The following is a 17,919-nucleotide window of genomic DNA, read 5'->3' as shown; positions in this document are numbered from 1 at the left end:
TGGGACGCCAACCGCCACTCCGACCTGACCGTATCGGTTATGTCCTATCGTGTCAAAGGGTACCACAATGAGCGCGACAGTGTTCCTCGACAGTTCGATGGACGGCGACACCAGTATCGAGTGTACGACAGCTAAAATCATGGGAAACGTCGTCTGGGCCGTACCGGAGGGCGACGGACAGGAGCGCGTTATTCCGCTCTCCAACGTGACAGGCCTCGCCGGTGACGTTGTCGAGCAGGAGGTCGACGAGGTCGAGTACCCGGGTGGGCGCGTTACGGAACTCGTCACGCACCTTTCTTAGGACGATAGCCTCGGAGAGCGACGGCTTTCCCGTAAGTGACTCTGTGACCTATACCCGTGACTCGTCCGCAAGGACGTAGCGGCTCTCGGGGTAGCGCTCGCCGCCGATTTCGGTGTCGCTCTCGTCGGCGAACTCGAATCCGAACTGCTCGTAGAACTCGGCTCCCGGTTCGTTCGCCGAGAGGACCATCGCGTTGATCCGGTCGATATCGTGCTCGAACAGTTCCTCGCAGGTCCGTTCTAGCAGTGACTGGCCGATTCCCTCGCGCCGGGAGTCAGGATGGACGTACAGCCGGAGAATATACCCCGTGTGGTCAGTCTCGTGCCACGTCGCGTGTGCGAACCCGACAACGTGCTCCTCGCGCTCGGCGACAAGCAAGAGGGTCTGCGGTTCGACCAGTTCCGATTCGAGCTGCTCGGGCGAATACCAGTCGTGAACGCCGTCTTCAACCGTTTCCTGGGTGAGCAGGGGGTAGTCCGTCTCCCAGGCTGCCGTTGCCACCTGATTGATCGCCGTTACATCGTCCGGAGTTGCCAGGCTAATTGACATACGAAAACATATGCCATGATCTTTGAAATGTTTTCCCGCACCGATTGGAGCGAAATATCAGGTCTCGTCTCAACAACCGGATCTGGTCAGTGAAGCCGATTACCGGATAACCAGAATTCATAATATTTTTTGATGATGAATACGGATGTGTAGTACAGATGCGTTACTCCGAAACGTTGCAGTTGTTCGACCAGGCCTGTGAGTTCCCCGCTGACCATGCCGCTGTCGTCCGGCAACTCGGCGACGTTGAGCTGGTCGCCCAGAACGGCGACTCGATCGAAATGAGTGAGGTACTGGCTCGGACCAGCGAAGCCACGTACCAGTCCGCAGATGGGCTGTACAACTCTCTGGTCGGGAATCTTGACGACGACTTCATCGGCCGAAAGTACTACGACGACCGGGCCGGGAGCACGTCCGGAACCGACGATGTTCGAACTGAGACTGATCGTCTGTAGCCGCTGACGTGCGCTGTTGCCTACCGGCCCCCTCAGTCCGCCGGTGTTGATTCGTTGAGCCACGCTGGCCGCTCCGCCGTCGTCTCACCGATATCCTCGTACCAGAAGCTGTATTCGACGATGCGATCTTCGGTGCGGTACCAGACGCTGAATCGGCGGACGAGGCCGGCAGGTTCGACCAGCAGTTCGATTCGGAACTCCTCCAGCCGTTCCGTGGTCGGAATCTCGCCGCCGGAGCCCCGAATCCGGTAGAGCCGACTGCCGTCCCGTGTGACGACGTCCGTGGCGCTCTGGTTGACCACGGCGTAGCGGTTAAGATAGAACGCCGTCCGGTAGGCGTACTTGTCGCGGCTGAACCGGACCTCACCACGCTGGCGCTCGACTGTGCCGTTGTCACGACGCTCATACCAGTTGGTGCCGTCAGCGTAGGTCGACTGTTCGTACCGCTTGACGGCCCCGTTTGAGTCAGTCGTCATTCTTACCATCTCGTCGCGGTACCGGGTCGGTGATTCGACGGCGACAGTCTCTTCACGCCGGACGGAAGTGCTGTCGTTCCCGATTGTGAACTCGCTGTAACGTTCGTTCAGGGTGTAGGTAGTGCCGTTGAGCGCCTGCCGGTGGGCAGCCGACAGGAGGGCAACGTTATCGAGCCGGTCCGTGGTAACGCCGGGCGGCGGGTCCAGCGATGTTGCTGTGTCCGACTCCGCTGCGGTCGGGACCGGGGCTGGCGTGACGGTCCCCTTATCGGCGGTGTCAGCGCCGACGAAAGCGTTACAGCCGCCGGTCAGAAGAAGAACGACCACCGCGGCTGTCGACAGCCAGCGCATATCGACAGTGAGGACGAGACAGTCAAAAGGGCGGCGGCGAGCGCGGGAAGGGTGCGTTTTTTGGCCCCCGGTCCCGGACACCTCGACAATGACTGAGTACGACTACGAGGAGCTGGGGCTCGTCGCCGGCCTGGAGATCCACCAGCAACTCGATACCGCGACGAAGCTGTTCTGTGACTGTCCGACGACGATCCGCGAGCCCGAGGAGAGCGAGCGCTCCTTTACCCGCTATCTGCACCCGACCAAGAGCGAACTCGGGGAGATCGACGAGGCGGCGCTGGAGGAGAGCATGGTCGACCGGGAGTTCGAGTACCTGGCCTACGACACGACCTGTCTCGTCGAGGAGGACGACGAGCCACCCCACCGTGTCGATCGCGAGGCGATGGAAACGACGCTCGAGATCGCCCAGCTACTGGATATGTCCGTCATCGACCAGGTGAACGTCATGCGGAAAATCGTCGTCGACGGCTCGAACACCACGGGGTTCCAGCGCTCGATGCTGGTCGCCAACGACGGGGCCATCGAGACGAGCGCCGGCCCAGTCGGCATCGAGGATATGCTACTGGAAGAAGAGTCCTGCCAGCGCGTCGAGGAAACCGAGAACGGCGTGCGCTTCTCGCTTGACCGCCTTGGCATCCCGCTGGTCGAAATCGGCACGAAGCCGGACATCAGGTCGCCCGAGCAGGCCCGCGAGGCCGCCGAGCGCATCGGGATGCTCCTCCGTTCGACCGGGAAGGTCAAGCGCGGCCTTGGGACCATCCGCCAGGACGTGAACGTCTCTATCGAGGATGGCGCACGGATCGAACTGAAAGGCGTCCAGAGCCTCGATGACATCGACGACCTCGTCCGCAACGAGGTCCGCCGGCAGGTCGAACTGCTGGACATCGCCGAAGAACTCACCGAGCGCGACGCAACAGTCGGCGAGCCACAGGACGTGACGGAGGTGTTCGAAGATACGGAGTCCGGCGTCATCGAGGGCGCGCTCTCCTCAGGCGGCAAAGTACAGGGCCTCCTGCTGTCCGGCTTCGACGGGCTCGTCGGCCGGGAGATTCAGCCCGACCGACGGCTTGGGACCGAACTGTCCGACCACGCCAAGCGCCACGGCGCGGGCGGCATCTTCCACACCGACGAGCTCCCGGCCTACGGCGTCACCGAGGCGGAAGTCGAGGCGCTGCGGGACGCTGTTGGAGCCAGTCCCGAGGACGCCGTCGCTATCGTCGCTGACGACCCGGAGACCGCCGAACTGGCCATCGACGCCGTTGCGGAGCGGGCCGAGACGGCGCTTGAGGGCGTCCCGGAGGAGACCCGCGACGCGAATGAGGACGCTACGTCGCGGTACCTCCGCCCGCTCCCCGGCGCGGCACGGATGTACCCCGAGACGGACGTGCCGCCCGTCGAACCCGACGTAACCGAAGTCGAGACCCCGGAACTGCTCACCGAGAAGGTCGACCGGTACGAGCGCGAGTTCGACCTCGGCTCCGGCCTCGCCGAGCAGGTCGCCTACGGCCAGCGGTGGCCGCTGTTCGAGGCACTGGTGGCGGGCGAAGGTGTTGACCCGACGCTGGCTGCCGGGACGCTGGAGTCGACGCTGACCGAACTCCGCCGCGACGATGTGCCCGTCGGGCATCTCACCGACGAGCACCTCAAAGGGGCTATCCTGCTGGTCGACAGCGGAGATGTGCCCCGTGAGGGTATAGAAGACCTCCTGACGGCACTCGCCGAGAACCCGTCGCTGACGGCCGAGGCGGCCGTCGAGCAGGAAGGGCTGGGCGGCGTCGACGAGTCAGAAGTCCGTGACGCCGTTGCCGAAGTCGTCGAACGCCATGAGGACCAAGTCGCCGAGGAAGGAATGGGCGCGTTCTCGGCGCTGATGGGCGAGTGCATGGGCGCACTCCGTGGCAAAGCTGACGGTGATACGGTGAGCGACGTGTTGCGCTCGGAGATACAAAAGCGGGCTTAATTGCGTCGCTCGGGCTGTAAGGAATTGACATCGACGGCGTTCGATGATAGGTCGTTACCGTTCGCCGACAGGTCGTGTTCGATCGTCGACTCGAGTAGCGGGACGAGGGCTGGCGCGTTCGGCCCGATATCGACCATATCTTCCGACTGGTTGTACTGGACGACACCGGCATCGACCAGCCGCGGAAGGTGGTTGTGATAGAGAGCCGTGTAGATCTTGAGTCGCTCGTCACGGTAGTGTTCGGCCGGTGCCTCGTGTTCGAATTCGGTCACCGTGTCCGTAAGTACAGCCAGTGAAACCGGGGTCGTGTACTGTGAAAGCCCGTACAGGAGGAACCGTCGATAGTGCGACGACAGGAGCGACAGCCGGTCGTCCAGTGGTAGCGAATCCGGTATCTCGGTTTGTTTCGTATTCATGTTACCTGGTATGGTGCTGGATCTGGACGGTCAGCGTGTTAGGTTTGGGGCGGTTCGGATGCTATTGTACCACGGTACGCTCATGGTCGAATTCGTCGGCTATGTCTGCGGTATCTGAGAGGTGTCTAACACGATCCGCGACGCGGTGGACCGTCCCATCCCGCGTGCAGGGGGCGACGTGCTGGAGGTCACCGTCAACGTATTCAGCGAGGGCAAGCGTGGGCAGCGTGATGACGGTGACCGACTCATCGGAAACCATGTTCGTCACCGGGTGCTGCCAGTCGAATGCGTCAAGCGAGGCATCGGCGTCCCGCTCCCACTGTTCGAACATGGACAGCCGTTCCAGCAGGTGTCGTCCCTCCGCAGTCCGCTGTGCGAGTCGTGGTTCGATCCGGCGTCCCCAGATCAGTATCGACAGGTCCTCGATACGGCCAGCGTTCTCAAGAGCCTGTAATCGATCAAGCACGTAATTCTGTTGTTGCGTTGTATCTTCCGGACACAGGGACCGGACGAACAGTTCGACGCGAACTGGATTGACAGTGGAGTCCATAGTGAGGTAGTGCGTATCCTGTGGGTCGCTACAGTGGTCACCATCCTAAACACTCTCTCTAGGTCCCTAGAATAAATCGGGGTGAGACAGAATCCTGTTTGATATATCCGGGCCAGTCGGTAATTGGTTAATATATGGATATTTGGTGGGTGGTCTGGCAGGCGTTCATTTGAATAGATCCATTTTACAGTCCTTTAACCCCAATTCGGCATGATATTCACGGCAAATATGTTCTCTGCGAGAATGTTAGTATTCTAACCAGACACTGGGCGTTAAGTGGCTCGCCGCAACAGTAAATACATGGTCCCAAGTGTCATGGATGGCTACGATGTTCCCACTCTGTACGGGCCATCCATCGATACACTACCCCTCATGTTTGCGGTTGTAGATGCGTCCGGGGTGATTCTCTCGACGAACGAGACATGGAGCGAGTTCGGCCGGGCAAACGGAACAGAGTTGACGCCGAATACGGTCGGTGTGAACTATCTCGACGTCGCTGACATGGCTGACGACACGACCGGGCAACAGGCAGCCGACGGGATCAGGGCCGTCCTCGCTGGCGAGCAATCCTCGTTCGAACTCGAATATCCGTGTCACGCCCCGTCGTCGAAACGGTGGTTCCGGTTGTACGCTGCCCCGTTCACCGTCGATGGAGCAACGTTCGCGTCCATCGCACATATCGACATCACGGCTCGGAAGCAACGGGAGTCGGTGCTCGAAGCGGCCTACGACATCTGTACCGATTCGAGCCGGACGTTCACGGAACAACTCAACGCGCTGTTAGAGCTCGGCTGTGAGACACTCGGTTCGTCGTTTGGGACGCTCTCCCGGGTCCACGGCGACGAATACGTGTTTGAAGCAGTCACTGCACCGACGACTGCCGACCTCGAAGCCGGCAGAACGACCAGCATCGAGGACCTCCCGAACTGCAGGCACGTCGTCGAACACCGCGAACCGCTCGCGATCAGGGACGTTGAGACGGACGCGCCGGACCTCGCTGACCCTGAGTGGGGCATTGCGAACTACATCGGTGCACCCGTCGTCGTCGATGGGGCCGTGTACGGAACGTTCTGCTTCTACGGACTGGAGCCGCGCACAGCGGAGTTCACGCAGTGGGACCTGACGTTCGTTCGGTTGCTCTCCGACTGGGCGGGCTATGAACTCGAACGACAGCGCCACACGGAACAGCGCGATGCGTTGAACACCGCCTTTCCGGACCCTAGTTTCATCATCGACGCGGAAGGGCGATTCCTCGACTGCCTGACCGACCCCGAGACAATGCTGACGGTAGACGATACAGACACGCTTGTCGGCCAGACGCTACATGAGTTTCTTCCCCACGACACCGCTGATTCGCTCCTGACGACCGTTCGTGCGGCCCTGCGAACCGGGTCATTCCAGTCCGTGGAGTACAAACTACGGGTTCCCGATGGCAAGCGGTGGTTCGAGGCACGGGTCGCGCCGCTGGAAAGTCGCGCCTACGACCTCGATACTGTCATCTTCGTCGCTCGCGACGTCACTGCTCACAAGAATCGCCAAGCCGAACTTGAGCGACAGCGTGACGAACTCAAGCAGGCACAGCGGCTCAATGTGCTGGGCAGAGAGATTGCAAAGGCACTACAGGACACACAGACACGTGAGGGAATCGAATCGGCAGTGTGTGCGCATCTCACTGAATCGGACTTGTACCAGGCCGTCTGGACCGGGAGCCGCGGGGGTGCCACGAGCATAACACTGGCTGCCGCCGCTGGGATTGACACGGCGCCGGAGCAGCTTTCGTCCGACGAGCACAGCCTCGCCATCGACGCCATCGACACCGGCGAGGTACAGGTCGTTGAGGACATCGCCAGCGTGTCGACGCCTTCGGACGCCGACATGGACCGTTCACTAATTGCAGACCACTGTTCCGTTGCGGCAGTTCCCCTGACAACTGGCGTGACGACATACGGCGTACTGATGGTCTACGCATCGACTGGGGCCACGATTGGCTGTCGTGAGTCCGACATCCTGGCCGATCTGGGGCGACTTATCGCGCTTTCTATCCAGCGCGTCCACAGTCAGCAGTCATTGCTGGCGGCGACGACCGTCAAACTAGAGTTCCTGACGCCGGATTCCGACGACGTCTTCGCCCGCCTCTCCGCGATGCTCGACTGTTCGTTCACGCTCGAACGGCGCGTTCCGATCAGTTCCGGGAACTGTCTCCACTACGTTCGCGCCAGTGGTGTGGACACTGACCGGGTGTGTCGGGCGCTCACTGAGATGCCGTCGGTCGAGTCCTGTGCCGTCGTGGAAACGGCGGCGGAAAACCGAGTGCCCTTGCTCGAAGTCACGCTCGATGAGATATCCGCATCGCCGCTTGACACGCTCGCAGATTACGGCGGGGCCGTTCAGCAGGCCGTTGCAGCGGACGGTGATCTGCGGTTCACAGCGGAGATGGCGCCGGACATCAACGTCCGTGCTGTCGTTGAGGCGATCCAGGAGGGAACACCCGGGACAGAACTACGGAGCAAGCAGTACGTCGACCAGCCAGTCTCTACGGTGACAGATTTCCAGACACAGATACGCGATCAGCTGACTCCGAAACAGGCCGCCGCACTCAAGACTGCCTATGCACGCGGCTACTACGACTGGCCGCGAGGGAGCTCCGCAGAGGAACTGGCTGAGACACTCGACATTTCCGCGCCGACCTTACACTACCGGTTGCGGAAGGCCCACGACGCTGTTATCGGTTCGCTATTCGACTCCGGAACCGGATCTGAGAACCTCAGCTGACCCTCAGTCGTCTTCGGCACGCTCGATTCGCTGTCGGGCTTGCCGGAACAGACCGCGAAGCGTCTTTGTCTCTCGGCCGGTCGGTTGTGCACGCCCGAGGACCCGCCGGAACAGCCGTCGAGCCTTGTGCTGTTTTTCTTCGGGGTGACCGATAGCCCCGAGGAACCGGTCGAACTCCTCATGTAGGCCCTCAACCGCTGGCGTCTCGGCGAGCGTATGGAGTTCCTCGGGGTGCTGGGTCTCGCCGACAGTTAGATCACGGAGTTCGTAAAGAACGATGGTGGCCGCCTGGCCGAGATTCAACACCGGATACGACGCGCTGGCCGGGATAGAGCAGATGACATCCAGCCGTGCGAGTTCGTCGTTCGAGAGCCCGACCCGCTCGCGGCCGAAGACGACGCAGATATCGCCCTCAACGTCCCGGAGCGAGTCGGCTAGGTCGGCCGGCGTCGTCGCCGGATACCGGACGTGGTTGGCCGGGTCCTCGTTCGTCGTCGCCGTGCAGGCGACGGTGTGGTAGTTCTCGACGATGTCGTCGAATGTCACCGTCCGGGCGTTCGGAAGGATGTCGTCCCGGGCCTGGCCGGCAAAGCCATACGCTTCGCCGTCTGGGTCCAGCTCCGGTGGGTCGACGAGCAACAGCTCCGACAGGCCGAAGTTCTTCATCGACCGTGCAATGGTGCCGACGTTGCCCGGTGTCTCCGCGTCGACGACGGCGACCGAGATCATACGTCCAGGTCGCTGAGGTCCATATCGATCGTGTCGAGATCCTCCTCGTCCATCTGCTCGACTTCCTCTTCAAGTCCTGGAATCGCTTCGTCCCTGTCGGGGGCCTCTGGCAGCGCTGTCGGATCCTCATCGACGTGTTCGAGGCCGACGTACTCCTCTGGCGCGCGGTTCCCATCAAGGAACCATTCGTGGAAGGCCGAGGCCAGGTCAGTATCACCGGCGTAGGCCTCGCCGCCTTCCTCACGGAACCAGTAAATGAAGTCCGTCTCGTGGTCCGAACAGACCACTACCTCACCCATTGGCTCGCCGTAGATAGCGTCCGCAACGTTGCACTGCTCAATGTCTTCGTCCCCGTGAATCAGCCAACAGGCATCACAGGGGTCGACCACTCGTTCTGCAAGCACCAGTAGCCGCTGCCGGGTTTCCGGTTCCATCGTCTTGAGCGGACGGACCCGCCCGTCCGGCCCAAGCACGTCCTCATCGAAGCGCCAGCCCCGAAGCCCGATATTGACCTTGCTCATACCGCAAGGTGGGGGAGTCCCGGACTAAAAGAGCGCGATATGTGGGACGAACAGTGCTGGCTGTCCGCGCTCCACCGTCACCGCGGAGTGAGAACAAGGTGTGCCATCCCATTACACCCATCGGTCGCTCGAAAGATAGACAGTTCTAGCTAAATTTAACATGATTTTTCCATCTAGCATTCACAGACAGCGTCCAAATCAGGCAAAACTGTCGGTCTCGCCCAAACATTTATACGTGATTGGCTTTTCTCCGTAAAAGAACACATGGAACGGCCGACGCGCCAGCGGGATTCTGAACAGGAGGAACGCGAGGAGGAGTCCGAGAGCACGGGCCAGCAGACCTGCCCTGAGTGTGAGTCGGAGTCCATATCTAGCGACGGCGGTGGTGAACTCGTCTGCGAGGACTGTGGCCTCGTCATCGAAGACGAGAACATCGACCGCGGGCCGGAGTGGCGGGCGTTCAATCACTCCGAACGCCAGTCCAAGTCACGCGTCGGAGCCCCCACAACCCAGACGATGCACGACAAGGGGCTGACCACACAGATCGACTGGAAGGACAAGGACGCCTACGGTCGGTCACTCTCCTCGGAGAAGCGGAGCCAGATGCACCGCCTTCGGAAGTGGCAGGAACGCATCCGAACCAAGGATGCCGGCGAACGGAACCTACAGTTCGCGCTGTCGGAGATTGATCGCATGGCGAGCGCACTGGGCGTCCCCCGGTCGGTCCGCGAAGTCGCCTCAGTCATTTACCGACGGGCGCTCAACGAGGACCTCATCCGCGGTCGCTCCATTGAGGGCGTCGCCACAGCCTGCCTGTATGCGGCCTGTCGACAGGAAGGCATCCCACGAAGTCTGGAAGAGGTGTCGGACGTTTCCCGGGTCGAACAGAAGGAAATCGGGCGGACGTACCGATACGTTGCACAAGAGCTCGAACTGAAGATGGAACCGGTCGACCCCAAGCAGTACGTCCCGCGGTTTGCCTCCGAACTGGAACTCTCCGAGGAAGTCCAGTCCAAGGCTAACGAAATCATCGACACCACCGCCGAGCAAGGCTTGCTCTCGGGGAAGTCACCGACCGGCTACGCCGCCGCAGCCATCTACGCCGCCTCGCTGCTCTGTAACGAAAAGAAGACCCAACGTGAGGTCGCCGACGTGGCCCAGGTAACAGAGGTCACCATCCGGAACCGGTATCAGGAGCAGATCGAAGCGATGGGAATCCACTGACCGGCCGCGCTTCCCCTTTTATTCGGTTGTATCGCTGTCCGCCGTTCGCTCTACATACTGCCACTGATAGTACGACTCACCCGGTTGTTACAGGATTGGTAACAAGCAACGTGTAGAGCTATCTGTCTGGGCAGCGAACTGTCGGTATGCCTGTTTCCCCCTCGCAGAAACGGATTGCACTTCTCGTCATCGGACTGGTGGTCCTCTTTGCACCCGCGCTGTTTGTTCTCGCCACGCTAGAGTTTCTCATCCTGTCCGGCAACCTCGCGCTCAGCGAGATTTCGGTCCTCGAATTCGTCGAACTGTATCTTATCGACCTCGTGCTGTTCGTCCTGCTCGGGTACGGCGTCTACCGGCTGACGTTCTGGCTGATCCAAGATCAGCTTCCAGACGCACTCGATACCGTCGACGAGACTGAGGGAAGTGACACGACTGATGAGGCAGAGACCACTGGGACCGTCAGTGAGGGTCGGTCCTGACTGGCCACTGATGTTATCGTATGAGAGTATAGCGATTCACACAAAATCGAGCCGCTCACAGTAATGAAGGTCGCTCACAGCAACGAGGGCCACTCCCTGCGCACGGCCCCTTCCGTCGCCGTTCGCATTTTCGAGGGGCGCTCCCTGCGGTCGCGCCCTTCGCTAGTCCCCTGCAACCGCCGTCGACTCCTCGGCAGTCTCGCCGACCGAGCCGAGGTCGATCATCGCCAGCAAGGCAATGACGCCAAAGCCGACTTTCGTGACCACGTCGAGGTAAACGATTACGAGCGTCGCAGTCTCGACATCCATGAGGCCCACTCCTGCCGCACCGAGTACCCAGACGACCGGATACACGAGCCAGAGGACGACGACGAAGTTCCGGAGCGTGCGGTACAGGCTCATCTCGATGTCGGACAGGGTCGACTTTGCGGCCGCCGCAATGTTCCGATAGAGGAGCGAGATGACGCCGCCGAACAGCGCTCCGCCGACCGCGAACAGCGCGTAGCTAATCGGCGATGGAGTGACCGCGCCGGCGAATCCGAAGACGATAGTCAACGCCTGCAGGACGACAAGTTTCACTGTGTCCTCCCGGCTCGCGCCAGCGAGCAGCGCCAGGAACCAGACGTTGAGCGGCGTCGTCAACAGCCAGTCAACGTACCGGATCACGTACACCGCGTGGCCCTCACTCTGTATCGACCCGAAGCCAAGCGCCATCAGAGCGTAGGCGACGATTGCGATACCCGGAATCGCGATCAGCAGCAGATACCGCTTCCGCACCTCTTCGGGGACGAGCGTGTAGCCGTACGCCAGCACCGCCGTCCCGAGCAGTTCACCCAGTAGTCCCAGCGTGAACCAGGTCGTTATCGTTGCCATTGTTAGTCATCCCCCACAGCGGCCGTACTGTCAGTGCCCGTCCCAGCGGAGTTTTCGACAGTGAAGCGGTCCAGTAGCGATTCGAGATCGTCAGCACGCTGCCTGAGTTCCGTCGCAGAGTCCGACACTTCGTCGATAGACGCGGACTGATCCTGTGCTGCACCGGCCACGGTGTCTGCCTCCGTCGCCGTCTGCTGACTGATCGTCGTCAGGTCGTCGATAGTCCCCATCACGTCCTGTGCGGTTCGGGCCTGCTCCTCGGTCGCCCGATCAATCTCTTGGATACCAGTGTCGACCTCTTCCGTGTACTCGACGATGGTTTCCAGCGCGTCGACGGTCTCCTCGACCGTCGAGACGCCTTCGGTGATCCGGGTGCTGGTCGACTCCATCGTCTCGACAGTGTCGCCGGCCTGCTCTTGGATGCCCTCAATGCGCCCTTCGATGTCGGCGGCGGCCTCTTTCGTCTCTTCCGCGAGGCCCTTGATCTCGTCTGCGACGACGGCGAACCCTTCGCCATCACCGTCGGCGTGGGCAGCCTCAATGGAGGCGTTCAGCGCCAGCATGTTCGTCTGCTCGACAATACTTGTGATGACGCCGACGATCTCGCCGATCTCGTCAAGTTCGTCGTCGAGCGCATTGATCTCTTCGACGGTCTCGCCGGTCTCGTCCTCGATAGCGCTCATCTCCGCAATAGCTTCCTGTGCGGCTTCACGGCCGTCCTCACCAACTTCTGCAGCCGATTGGGACGTGTCAGCGACCTGCTGGGCAGAGGAGGCGACTTGCTGTGCGGTTGCAGAGAGGTTCTGCATCTCGGCAGCCGCTGATTCGAGGCCTTCGTTTTGCTCGGTCGTTCCCTCGAAGATCTCGTTGATCGACTTCGACACCTGCTTGCTGGCCCGGTCGACCCGTTCCGCGTTCGAGTTGACACGGTCGCTGGACTGGATGACGTTCGTCGCGAACGCTTTCATATCGGCGATGGTGTCTTCGAGCGCATCAAGCGTCGTATTGATGTCCTCGCCGACTTCCGCCATCGCGTCGTTCATGCTGTCCGTGTCCACCCGTGCGGTGAGGTCCCCGTTGGCGGCAGCTTCCAACGTATTGCTGTACTGCTCTGCTTTGAGTTCGAGGTGGCCGGTCAGTGCCTCCATCTCGTTGCGCTCGGATTCAACATCCTTGCGGGCGGCCTCGGCCTGCTCTTTGGCTTCCTCCGCTTCCTGCCGGGCGGTTTCGGCTTCGGATATCTGTGTACGGAGGTTCGCCCGCATGTTATCGAAGGCCGCGTACAGCGTTCCGAACTCGTCTTCGCGGGAGGTGTCAAGATCAACGTCAAGCTCACCATCGGCCATCGATTCGGCCTTCACCGAAAGCCGCCGCAGCGAAGCGATCGTGTTCCCGCCGATCGTGACCCCGAATAAGTCCGAGGTTGACGACGGCAAGCAGAATGAGCCCGATGAGATCGGAGTTGATCTGATCGCTCAGGGCGTATGCGGCCTCTGGGTCAGAGTGGACCATAACGACCCACTCATGCGATTCGAGGCGGCTCAGGCCCATCAGCATACTGCCTGTCTCGTGGAAGGCACTCTTTCCGGGTTCAACTGTACCCAGCGGGTCCGACTCCATCTGCGAAATCGGTGCTGTCGACCCGATCATCGAGGTGTTGGGGTGAGAAACGAACTCACCCTCAGTGTTGACGACCGTGGTAAATGACCCATCGCGCTGGTTTGATATCTGATCTGCCTTCTCCCGGAGGTCGATCATGTACACGAGCGCCCTGTCGTCGTCCCCTGGGACTGGCGAAACGACAGCAACTATCGGGTGGTCAACGACTGAGACGGAGAACGGCTCCGTCACGTGCGTGTCGTCAGGCCCGTCGAACTGTGGCGGGTCCGTAGCGAACGGAGCCCCTTGATCGGCAGCGTTGACCCCGATGAAGTCCTGATTCGAACTGGCACGAATCTCGTCTGTCTCGGTGTCGAAGTAGTGTACTGCGACGACACCGGGTGGCAGTTCCTCGTTGGATTGTAATTCCTCCAGTCGTTGCTGTTTCTCCGTGTCTGTTCCATCGGTGAACACGGGAAGTCGCGACGTCGACCGGACGTTCCGACGCGATGTCGTCAGCCAGTCGTCTAACTGTACTGCTTGCGTCTCTGACAGCGCGGTGATGTCGTCCGCCACGTCCTCCTCGAGAGTGGCGGACGCCTGTACGCTTGTCAGGACTCCAGCAGCGATAATGACAAGTATCGCGAATGAAAGCGCCAACCCGAGCCTGGCGGCGTAACTGCCAGCAATAAAGCTCGGGAGCGGCGAGTCCCTATCTGATTCCATCACCCAATTCTACACAAACGTGCTAATAAAGGGTTGTTGCGCAATTCTCACCGATGATAAGCACTGCGGCCGACTGTGGACATCTATCGCCTCAGAGCGGCTACCGTTGGGACAGTCTATTGCTCCGATGATACACCCTACAGTCACCGAGATGAGCACCGACCTGACTCGTTCGGTGTCGGCGATGCCACGCCACGTACTGCGATATGTTGAAACCGTATCCGGGGCCGCTCAGTCCGTGGGGAAAGGTTTTCCCGATACCACCTGACGCATATCCCAATGCGTGCTGTACGATTCCACGAATACGGCGGGACGGACGTGCTCCGTGTCGACGACATCGAACGACCCACACCGGGACCGGAGGAGGTCCTGCTCGAAGTCGAGGCAGCGGCGGTCAATCCGGTCGATACGTACTTCCGGACCGGCGACTACGAACCGGGCGAACTGCCCTGGATACCCGGCTCCGACTGTGCCGGGACCGTCGCCGCGACCGGCGAGCGCGTGGCTTCCGTCACCGAAGACGACCGGGCGTTCGCGACCGGACTGGGCAACTGGCTCCAGGGAACCTGTGCGGAGTACGTCGCTGTTCCCGAATCACACCTAGCGAAAGCTCCCCGAGGGGGTGTCCGCCGAGACGGGCGCGGCCGTCGCGCTCGTCGGTGTCACCGCCTGGCAGACGCTCGTCGACGCTTGCGCGCTGGAGCCGGCTGAGCGGGCGCTGATTCACGGCGGGAGCGGCGGTGTCGGCCACGTTGCGGTCCAGTTAGCGGCGGCGAATGGCGCACGGGTGATGACGACGGCAGCACCGAAATACCACGACCGACTTGCCGACCTCGGTGCGGACGACGTGTTCGACTACAGCCGGGACGACCTCGCCGACGCGGTGGTCGGCGCCGGCGCGCCAGACGTGATTCTTGACCACCGGCTCGACGACTATCTCGGGTTCGACGCCGAGGTGGCCGCGCAGGGCGCGCAGGTCGCCGCCATCGGGAACACCGACCCCGCGGCGACGTTCGAGAGCGTTCCACGCTGCCGGGCGAAAGCCCTCAGCGTCCACCACGTCTCGATGTTCAACACGCCCGAGTTCGGCGCGGTACTGGACCGACTGGCGACCCTCATGGCCGACGACAAACTGACGCCAGTCGTCGCCCGCCGCTACGACCTTGCAGAAGTCCCGGCTGCTCACGAGGACGTGCTCAACGACAGCTTCCTCGGCAAACTCGTCGTCACGCCGTAATCAGACCGGTGTTACCGTCCATCGTCGGTCCACGGACTCGAACCTCGGGTTTTCGGGAGGGGCCTTTATCTTTCCACTATCCGTTGACACATCCATGTCAGCCGAGTTTAATTTCGACGGCGAGGTAGCACTGGTTACGGGTATCGGCGGGGCGCTGGGCAGCGCGGTCGCAAACGCGTTCCTCGAAGCCGGGGCGACCGTCTGTGGCAGTGACATTGTCGAACCGAACACCGAGGATTTCCTGTTGGCCGACCCCGAACGTGTGGGTTTCTACCGGGCGGACTTCAGCGACGAGGACGACGTCGCCGACACCATCGACGCGGTCGTCGACGAGCACGGGCAGTTGGACTACTTGCTGAACATCGCCGGAACGTGGCGCGGCGGCACACCGATCCACGAGACGGATGCGGATACGTTCGATTTCCTGTTCGATGTGAACCTGAAGACGATGTTTCTGGCGTCGAAACACGCGATTCCACACTTGCGGGCTGGCGAGGGCGCGATCGTCTCTGTCTCCGCGCGGTCGTCACTCGAAGGCGGTGCAGGCGACGGACTCTACCGAGCGTCGAAAGCCGGCGTCCGACTGCTAACAGAGACTATCGCGGCGGAGAACCTCGGGTCCGTGCGAGCCAACGCCGTCATGCCCAGCGTCATCGATACCCCGATGAACCGCGAGATGATGCCCGACGCTGACTTCGAGACGTGGGTCGATCCGAAAGACATCGCCGGCGTCCTGTTGTTCCTCTGTTCTGACACCGCAACCGTGACCAGCGGTGCGGCGGTGCCGGTGTACGGCGAGGTCTGATATTGTAGGCTGTATCTGGTCTGCCTACTGTTCGGCCACAATCACGCGTTTCTCGTAGTTACGTATCCGCATTGTCGAGAAACGGCGGACAGAGCGGGATCAGCGCGAATCTCCCGACTGCTGCTGTTTGGCTTCACAAATAGTGTTTTTATACTGATATTACAGGGTGGTATTGCGAACCTGAATCATGGTGGTTTTTATACCCCAAAAGAATATGCCGCATCACAATGAGTGACAGAGAAACGTGGGCCTCACGGCTCGGGTTCCTTCTCGCAGCAATCGGTAGCGCAGTTGGTCTCGGAAACATCTGGCAGTTCCCGTTCAAGACCGCGACAAACGGCGGCGCAGTGTTCCTCGTCTTTTACCTCGCCGCCGTATTGCTCATCGGCTTCCCGGCAATGCTGGCAGAGTTCATCATCGGGCGGCGAACGAACCGTAATGCCGTCGACGCGTTCGCTGAACTCGGATTCAAGCAGTGGCGGGTCGTCGGTGGTCTGGGCGTCTTTACGGGATTCTGGATCCTCTCGTATTACAACGTCGTCGGCGGGTGGGTCATGCGGTATATCCTTGGTAGCGCAACGGGCGCATACTTCGGAAATTCCGCGGAGTACTTCGGAGCCATCTCAAGTGGGCCAGAAGCTGTCCTCGGACAGGCACTGTTCCTGCTGATCTGTGTCGGTATCGTCGCAGTGGGTGTCGAGGACGGTATCGAGAAAGCGACAAAGGTGATGGTCCCCAGTATCGTGATTCTCATGCTCGGGATGGCGGCCTGGGTCACCACGCTTGAGGGAGCTGGGGCTGGCTACAGCTACTTCCTCTCACCGGACTTCTCCACGCTGGCGGCGAACGCTGGCGACCTGATTCCGTTCGCAGTTGGCCAGGCGTTCTTCACCCTCTCGCTGGGGATGGCGGCCATGATTACCTACTCCTCGTACATCGGTGACGACGAGAGCCTCCCGGTTGATGGTGGCATCATCGTCGTGACGAACACGATGGTCGGTGTGCTGGCCGGGCTAGTCGTGTTCCCGATTCTCTTCGCTATCAACGTCAGCCCCGACACCAGCGGTCCGTCGGCCATCTTCGTCGCGATGGCGTCGGCGTTCCCACAGCTCCCCGGAGGGCGACTCCTCGGCGTCGTGTTCTTCGGCGTTGTCCTCATCGCCGCGATCTCCTCTGCCATCAGCCTCCTTGAGGTGGCAGTCTCCTACGGCGTCGACAACACGTCATACTCACGGGTGTCACTGTCGGCGATGCTCGGGGTTGGACTGTTCATTCTGGGCCTGCCGTCGGCCTGGGACCTGGCGTGGTTCGGCTGGTTCGACACGCTCGCGTACAAGCTGTTCCTCCCGCTGTCAGTGCTGCTCATCCTAGTGTTCGTCGGCTGGGTGCTCTCCTCCAACGCAGTTGCCGAGCTCCGACAGGGGACGGGTGGGCTCCGGGCATTCGGTCCGACCTGGCTCTGGATGGTCCGAACGGTGGTCATCCTCGGCGTCGTCCTGACGCTGGCCCTCGGCCTGCAGACGCTGTTCCTCGCTGAGGACCCCGCGATCATCCCGCCAATATAAACGACGAACAGGGTCGGTTTCCCGCGGACCTTCTTCTCAGCAGTTCGCAGTGACCGCCCGGTGTGGGCGGTCGTCGCGGGATGTTTTTTCAGCCGTGGCAGACTAGACGGACGTAGAGGAGGGCTGCATGTCTCTCACGAATCGTGGAGGCGTAGATACACGCCACCAAAGAGACAGACCGTTGCTACCAGCAATAGACCACCGCTCAGCACGTCTCTGAGGAGCCCGGAAACACCGGGACGCTCCACGAGTCCGAAGGTACCCTCAAACGCTATCGACTGAAGCACTAGCGCCAGTCCGCCTATCGGTATCAATAGTCGCCGAATGCGTG

Annotated in this window: 15 protein-coding genes and 2 pseudogenes; 9 read left to right on the top strand and 8 right to left on the bottom strand. The window is 61.1% G+C overall.

Annotated elements, in window-relative coordinates; all coding sequences use genetic code 11:
• Nucleotides 1–67: 67 nt before the first annotated feature.
• Entirely contained in the window at nucleotides 68–301 is a 234-nt protein-coding gene (locus ACODNH_RS14315; RefSeq protein WP_306705267.1) for a hypothetical protein, read from the top strand.
• Nucleotides 302–349: 48 nt separating this feature from the next.
• On the opposite strand, the gene ACODNH_RS14310 is transcribed toward ACODNH_RS14315, so the two are convergent.
• A complete protein-coding gene (locus tag ACODNH_RS14310; protein ID WP_306705264.1) occupies nucleotides 350–850 on the bottom strand; it encodes a GNAT family N-acetyltransferase in 501 nt (166 codons plus the stop codon).
• 158 nt (nucleotides 851–1,008) lie between these two features.
• Here ACODNH_RS14310 and ACODNH_RS14305 point away from each other — a divergent pair, with 158 nt between their 5' ends.
• Nucleotides 1,009–1,305 carry a hypothetical protein gene (locus ACODNH_RS14305; protein WP_306705261.1) on the top strand — a complete coding sequence of 99 codons (297 nt, stop codon included), beginning with the start codon at nucleotides 1,009–1,011 and terminating at the stop codon, nucleotides 1,303–1,305.
• A gap of 32 nt (nucleotides 1,306–1,337) precedes the next feature.
• Here the strand turns inward: ACODNH_RS14305 and ACODNH_RS14300 are convergent, their stop codons facing one another.
• Nucleotides 1,338–2,132 (bottom strand): DUF7537 family lipoprotein, encoded by a 795-nt coding sequence (locus tag ACODNH_RS14300; protein ID WP_306705259.1) that lies wholly within the window; start codon nucleotides 2,130–2,132, stop codon nucleotides 1,338–1,340.
• Between the two features lie 88 nt (nucleotides 2,133–2,220).
• Here ACODNH_RS14300 and gatE point away from each other — a divergent pair, with 88 nt between their 5' ends.
• Nucleotides 2,221–4,092, top strand: a complete 1,872-nt coding sequence (gene gatE, locus ACODNH_RS14295; RefSeq protein WP_306705257.1) for a Glu-tRNA(Gln) amidotransferase subunit GatE — start codon at nucleotides 2,221–2,223, stop codon at nucleotides 4,090–4,092.
• Here the strand turns inward: gatE and ACODNH_RS14290 are convergent.
• Together ACODNH_RS14290 and ACODNH_RS14285 are read right to left on the bottom strand one after the other, a co-directional pair.
• A complete protein-coding gene (locus ACODNH_RS14290; protein WP_306705255.1) occupies nucleotides 4,089–4,508 on the bottom strand; it encodes a DUF7344 domain-containing protein in 420 nt (139 codons plus the stop codon). The two genes, gatE and ACODNH_RS14290, sit on opposite strands and share 4 nt — an antisense overlap.
• 61 nt (nucleotides 4,509–4,569) lie before the next feature.
• Complete coding sequence (locus ACODNH_RS14285) at nucleotides 4,570–5,058, bottom strand: HTH domain-containing protein (RefSeq protein ID WP_306705253.1); 489 nt, start codon at nucleotides 5,056–5,058, stop codon at nucleotides 4,570–4,572.
• 300 nt (nucleotides 5,059–5,358) lie between these two features.
• Between ACODNH_RS14285 and ACODNH_RS14280 the strand changes: the two genes are divergently transcribed.
• Nucleotides 5,359–7,830: a bacterio-opsin activator domain-containing protein gene (locus tag ACODNH_RS14280; RefSeq protein ID WP_306705251.1), complete on the top strand. Its 2,472-nt coding sequence runs from the start codon at nucleotides 5,359–5,361 to the stop codon at nucleotides 7,828–7,830.
• A 3-nt stretch (nucleotides 7,831–7,833) separates the two neighbouring features.
• Here the strand turns inward: ACODNH_RS14280 and ACODNH_RS14275 are convergent, their stop codons facing one another.
• Both ACODNH_RS14275 and ACODNH_RS14270 read right to left on the bottom strand, forming a co-directional pair.
• The gene (locus ACODNH_RS14275; protein WP_306705249.1) at nucleotides 7,834–8,559 is read right to left on the bottom strand and encodes an RNA methyltransferase; all 726 of its coding nucleotides are present in this window, start codon (nucleotides 8,557–8,559) and stop codon (nucleotides 7,834–7,836) included.
• On the bottom strand, nucleotides 8,556–9,080 hold the full coding sequence (locus tag ACODNH_RS14270; protein ID WP_306705247.1) for a hypothetical protein: 525 nt from the start codon (nucleotides 9,078–9,080) through the stop codon (nucleotides 8,556–8,558). Before ACODNH_RS14270 ends, ACODNH_RS14275 begins: the two co-directional genes overlap by 4 nt.
• 264 nt (nucleotides 9,081–9,344) lie before the next feature.
• Here ACODNH_RS14270 and ACODNH_RS14265 point away from each other — a divergent pair, with 264 nt between their 5' ends.
• Both ACODNH_RS14265 and ACODNH_RS14260 read left to right on the top strand, forming a co-directional pair.
• Entirely contained in the window at nucleotides 9,345–10,304 is a 960-nt protein-coding gene (locus ACODNH_RS14265) for a transcription initiation factor IIB (protein WP_004518753.1), read from the top strand.
• Nucleotides 10,305–10,450: 146 nt separating this feature from the next.
• Nucleotides 10,451–10,783 (top strand): hypothetical protein, encoded by a 333-nt coding sequence (locus ACODNH_RS14260; protein WP_306705243.1) that lies wholly within the window; start codon nucleotides 10,451–10,453, stop codon nucleotides 10,781–10,783.
• 162 nt (nucleotides 10,784–10,945) lie between these two features.
• On the opposite strand, the gene sop2 is transcribed toward ACODNH_RS14260, so the two are convergent.
• Together sop2 and ACODNH_RS14250 are read right to left on the bottom strand one after the other, a co-directional pair.
• Nucleotides 10,946–11,656 (bottom strand): sensory rhodopsin II, encoded by a 711-nt coding sequence (gene sop2 / locus ACODNH_RS14255; RefSeq protein WP_306705241.1) that lies wholly within the window; start codon nucleotides 11,654–11,656, stop codon nucleotides 10,946–10,948.
• A gap of 2 nt (nucleotides 11,657–11,658) precedes the next feature.
• Nucleotides 11,659–13,915 (bottom strand): annotated as a pseudogene (locus ACODNH_RS14250) (methyl-accepting chemotaxis protein).
• Nucleotides 13,916–14,260: 345 nt separating this feature from the next.
• Between ACODNH_RS14250 and ACODNH_RS14245 the strand changes: the two are divergent.
• The 3 genes and pseudogenes from ACODNH_RS14245 to ACODNH_RS14235 all read left to right on the top strand — a co-directional run bounded on the left by ACODNH_RS14245 (nucleotide 14,261) and on the right by ACODNH_RS14235 (nucleotide 17,588).
• Nucleotides 14,261–15,218 (top strand): annotated as a pseudogene (locus ACODNH_RS14245) (NADPH:quinone reductase).
• A gap of 94 nt (nucleotides 15,219–15,312) precedes the next feature.
• The gene (locus ACODNH_RS14240) at nucleotides 15,313–16,023 is read left to right on the top strand and encodes an SDR family oxidoreductase (protein ID WP_306705237.1); all 711 of its coding nucleotides are present in this window, start codon (nucleotides 15,313–15,315) and stop codon (nucleotides 16,021–16,023) included.
• Nucleotides 16,024–16,250: 227 nt separating this feature from the next.
• Nucleotides 16,251–17,588: a sodium-dependent transporter gene (locus ACODNH_RS14235; RefSeq protein WP_306705235.1), complete on the top strand. Its 1,338-nt coding sequence runs from the start codon at nucleotides 16,251–16,253 to the stop codon at nucleotides 17,586–17,588.
• Nucleotides 17,589–17,919 lie beyond the last annotated feature (331 nt).

This window comes from Haloarcula sp. NS06 (assembly GCF_051122755.1).
Lineage (GTDB): Archaea > Halobacteriota > Halobacteria > Halobacteriales > Haloarculaceae > Haloarcula.
The sequence above is the reverse complement of the archived record's forward strand: the minus strand, read 5'-3'. Positions and strand labels throughout refer to the sequence as shown.

Bases quoted from the DNA above. Each gene is read 5' to 3' on its own strand.
- ACODNH_RS14315 (WP_306705267.1), top strand. From the start codon at position 68: ATGAGCGCGACAGTGTTCCTCGACAGTTCGATGGACGGCGACACCAGT.
- ACODNH_RS14310 (WP_306705264.1), bottom strand. From the start codon at position 850: ATGTCAATTAGCCTGGCAACTCCGGACGATGTAACGGCGATCAATCAG.
- ACODNH_RS14305 (WP_306705261.1), top strand. From the start codon at position 1,009: ATGCGTTACTCCGAAACGTTGCAGTTGTTCGACCAGGCCTGTGAGTTC.
- ACODNH_RS14300 (WP_306705259.1), bottom strand. From the start codon at position 2,132: ATGCGCTGGCTGTCGACAGCCGCGGTGGTCGTTCTTCTTCTGACCGGC.
- gatE (WP_306705257.1), top strand. From the start codon at position 2,221: ATGACTGAGTACGACTACGAGGAGCTGGGGCTCGTCGCCGGCCTGGAG.
- ACODNH_RS14290 (WP_306705255.1), bottom strand. From the start codon at position 4,508: ATGAATACGAAACAAACCGAGATACCGGATTCGCTACCACTGGACGAC.
- ACODNH_RS14285 (WP_306705253.1), bottom strand. From the start codon at position 5,058: ATGGACTCCACTGTCAATCCAGTTCGCGTCGAACTGTTCGTCCGGTCC.
- ACODNH_RS14280 (WP_306705251.1), top strand. From the start codon at position 5,359: ATGGTCCCAAGTGTCATGGATGGCTACGATGTTCCCACTCTGTACGGG.
- ACODNH_RS14275 (WP_306705249.1), bottom strand. From the start codon at position 8,559: ATGATCTCGGTCGCCGTCGTCGACGCGGAGACACCGGGCAACGTCGGC.
- ACODNH_RS14270 (WP_306705247.1), bottom strand. From the start codon at position 9,080: ATGAGCAAGGTCAATATCGGGCTTCGGGGCTGGCGCTTCGATGAGGAC.
- ACODNH_RS14265 (WP_004518753.1), top strand. From the start codon at position 9,345: ATGGAACGGCCGACGCGCCAGCGGGATTCTGAACAGGAGGAACGCGAG.
- ACODNH_RS14260 (WP_306705243.1), top strand. From the start codon at position 10,451: ATGCCTGTTTCCCCCTCGCAGAAACGGATTGCACTTCTCGTCATCGGA.
- sop2 (WP_306705241.1), bottom strand. From the start codon at position 11,656: ATGGCAACGATAACGACCTGGTTCACGCTGGGACTACTGGGTGAACTG.
- ACODNH_RS14240 (WP_306705237.1), top strand. From the start codon at position 15,313: ATGTCAGCCGAGTTTAATTTCGACGGCGAGGTAGCACTGGTTACGGGT.
- ACODNH_RS14235 (WP_306705235.1), top strand. From the start codon at position 16,251: ATGAGTGACAGAGAAACGTGGGCCTCACGGCTCGGGTTCCTTCTCGCA.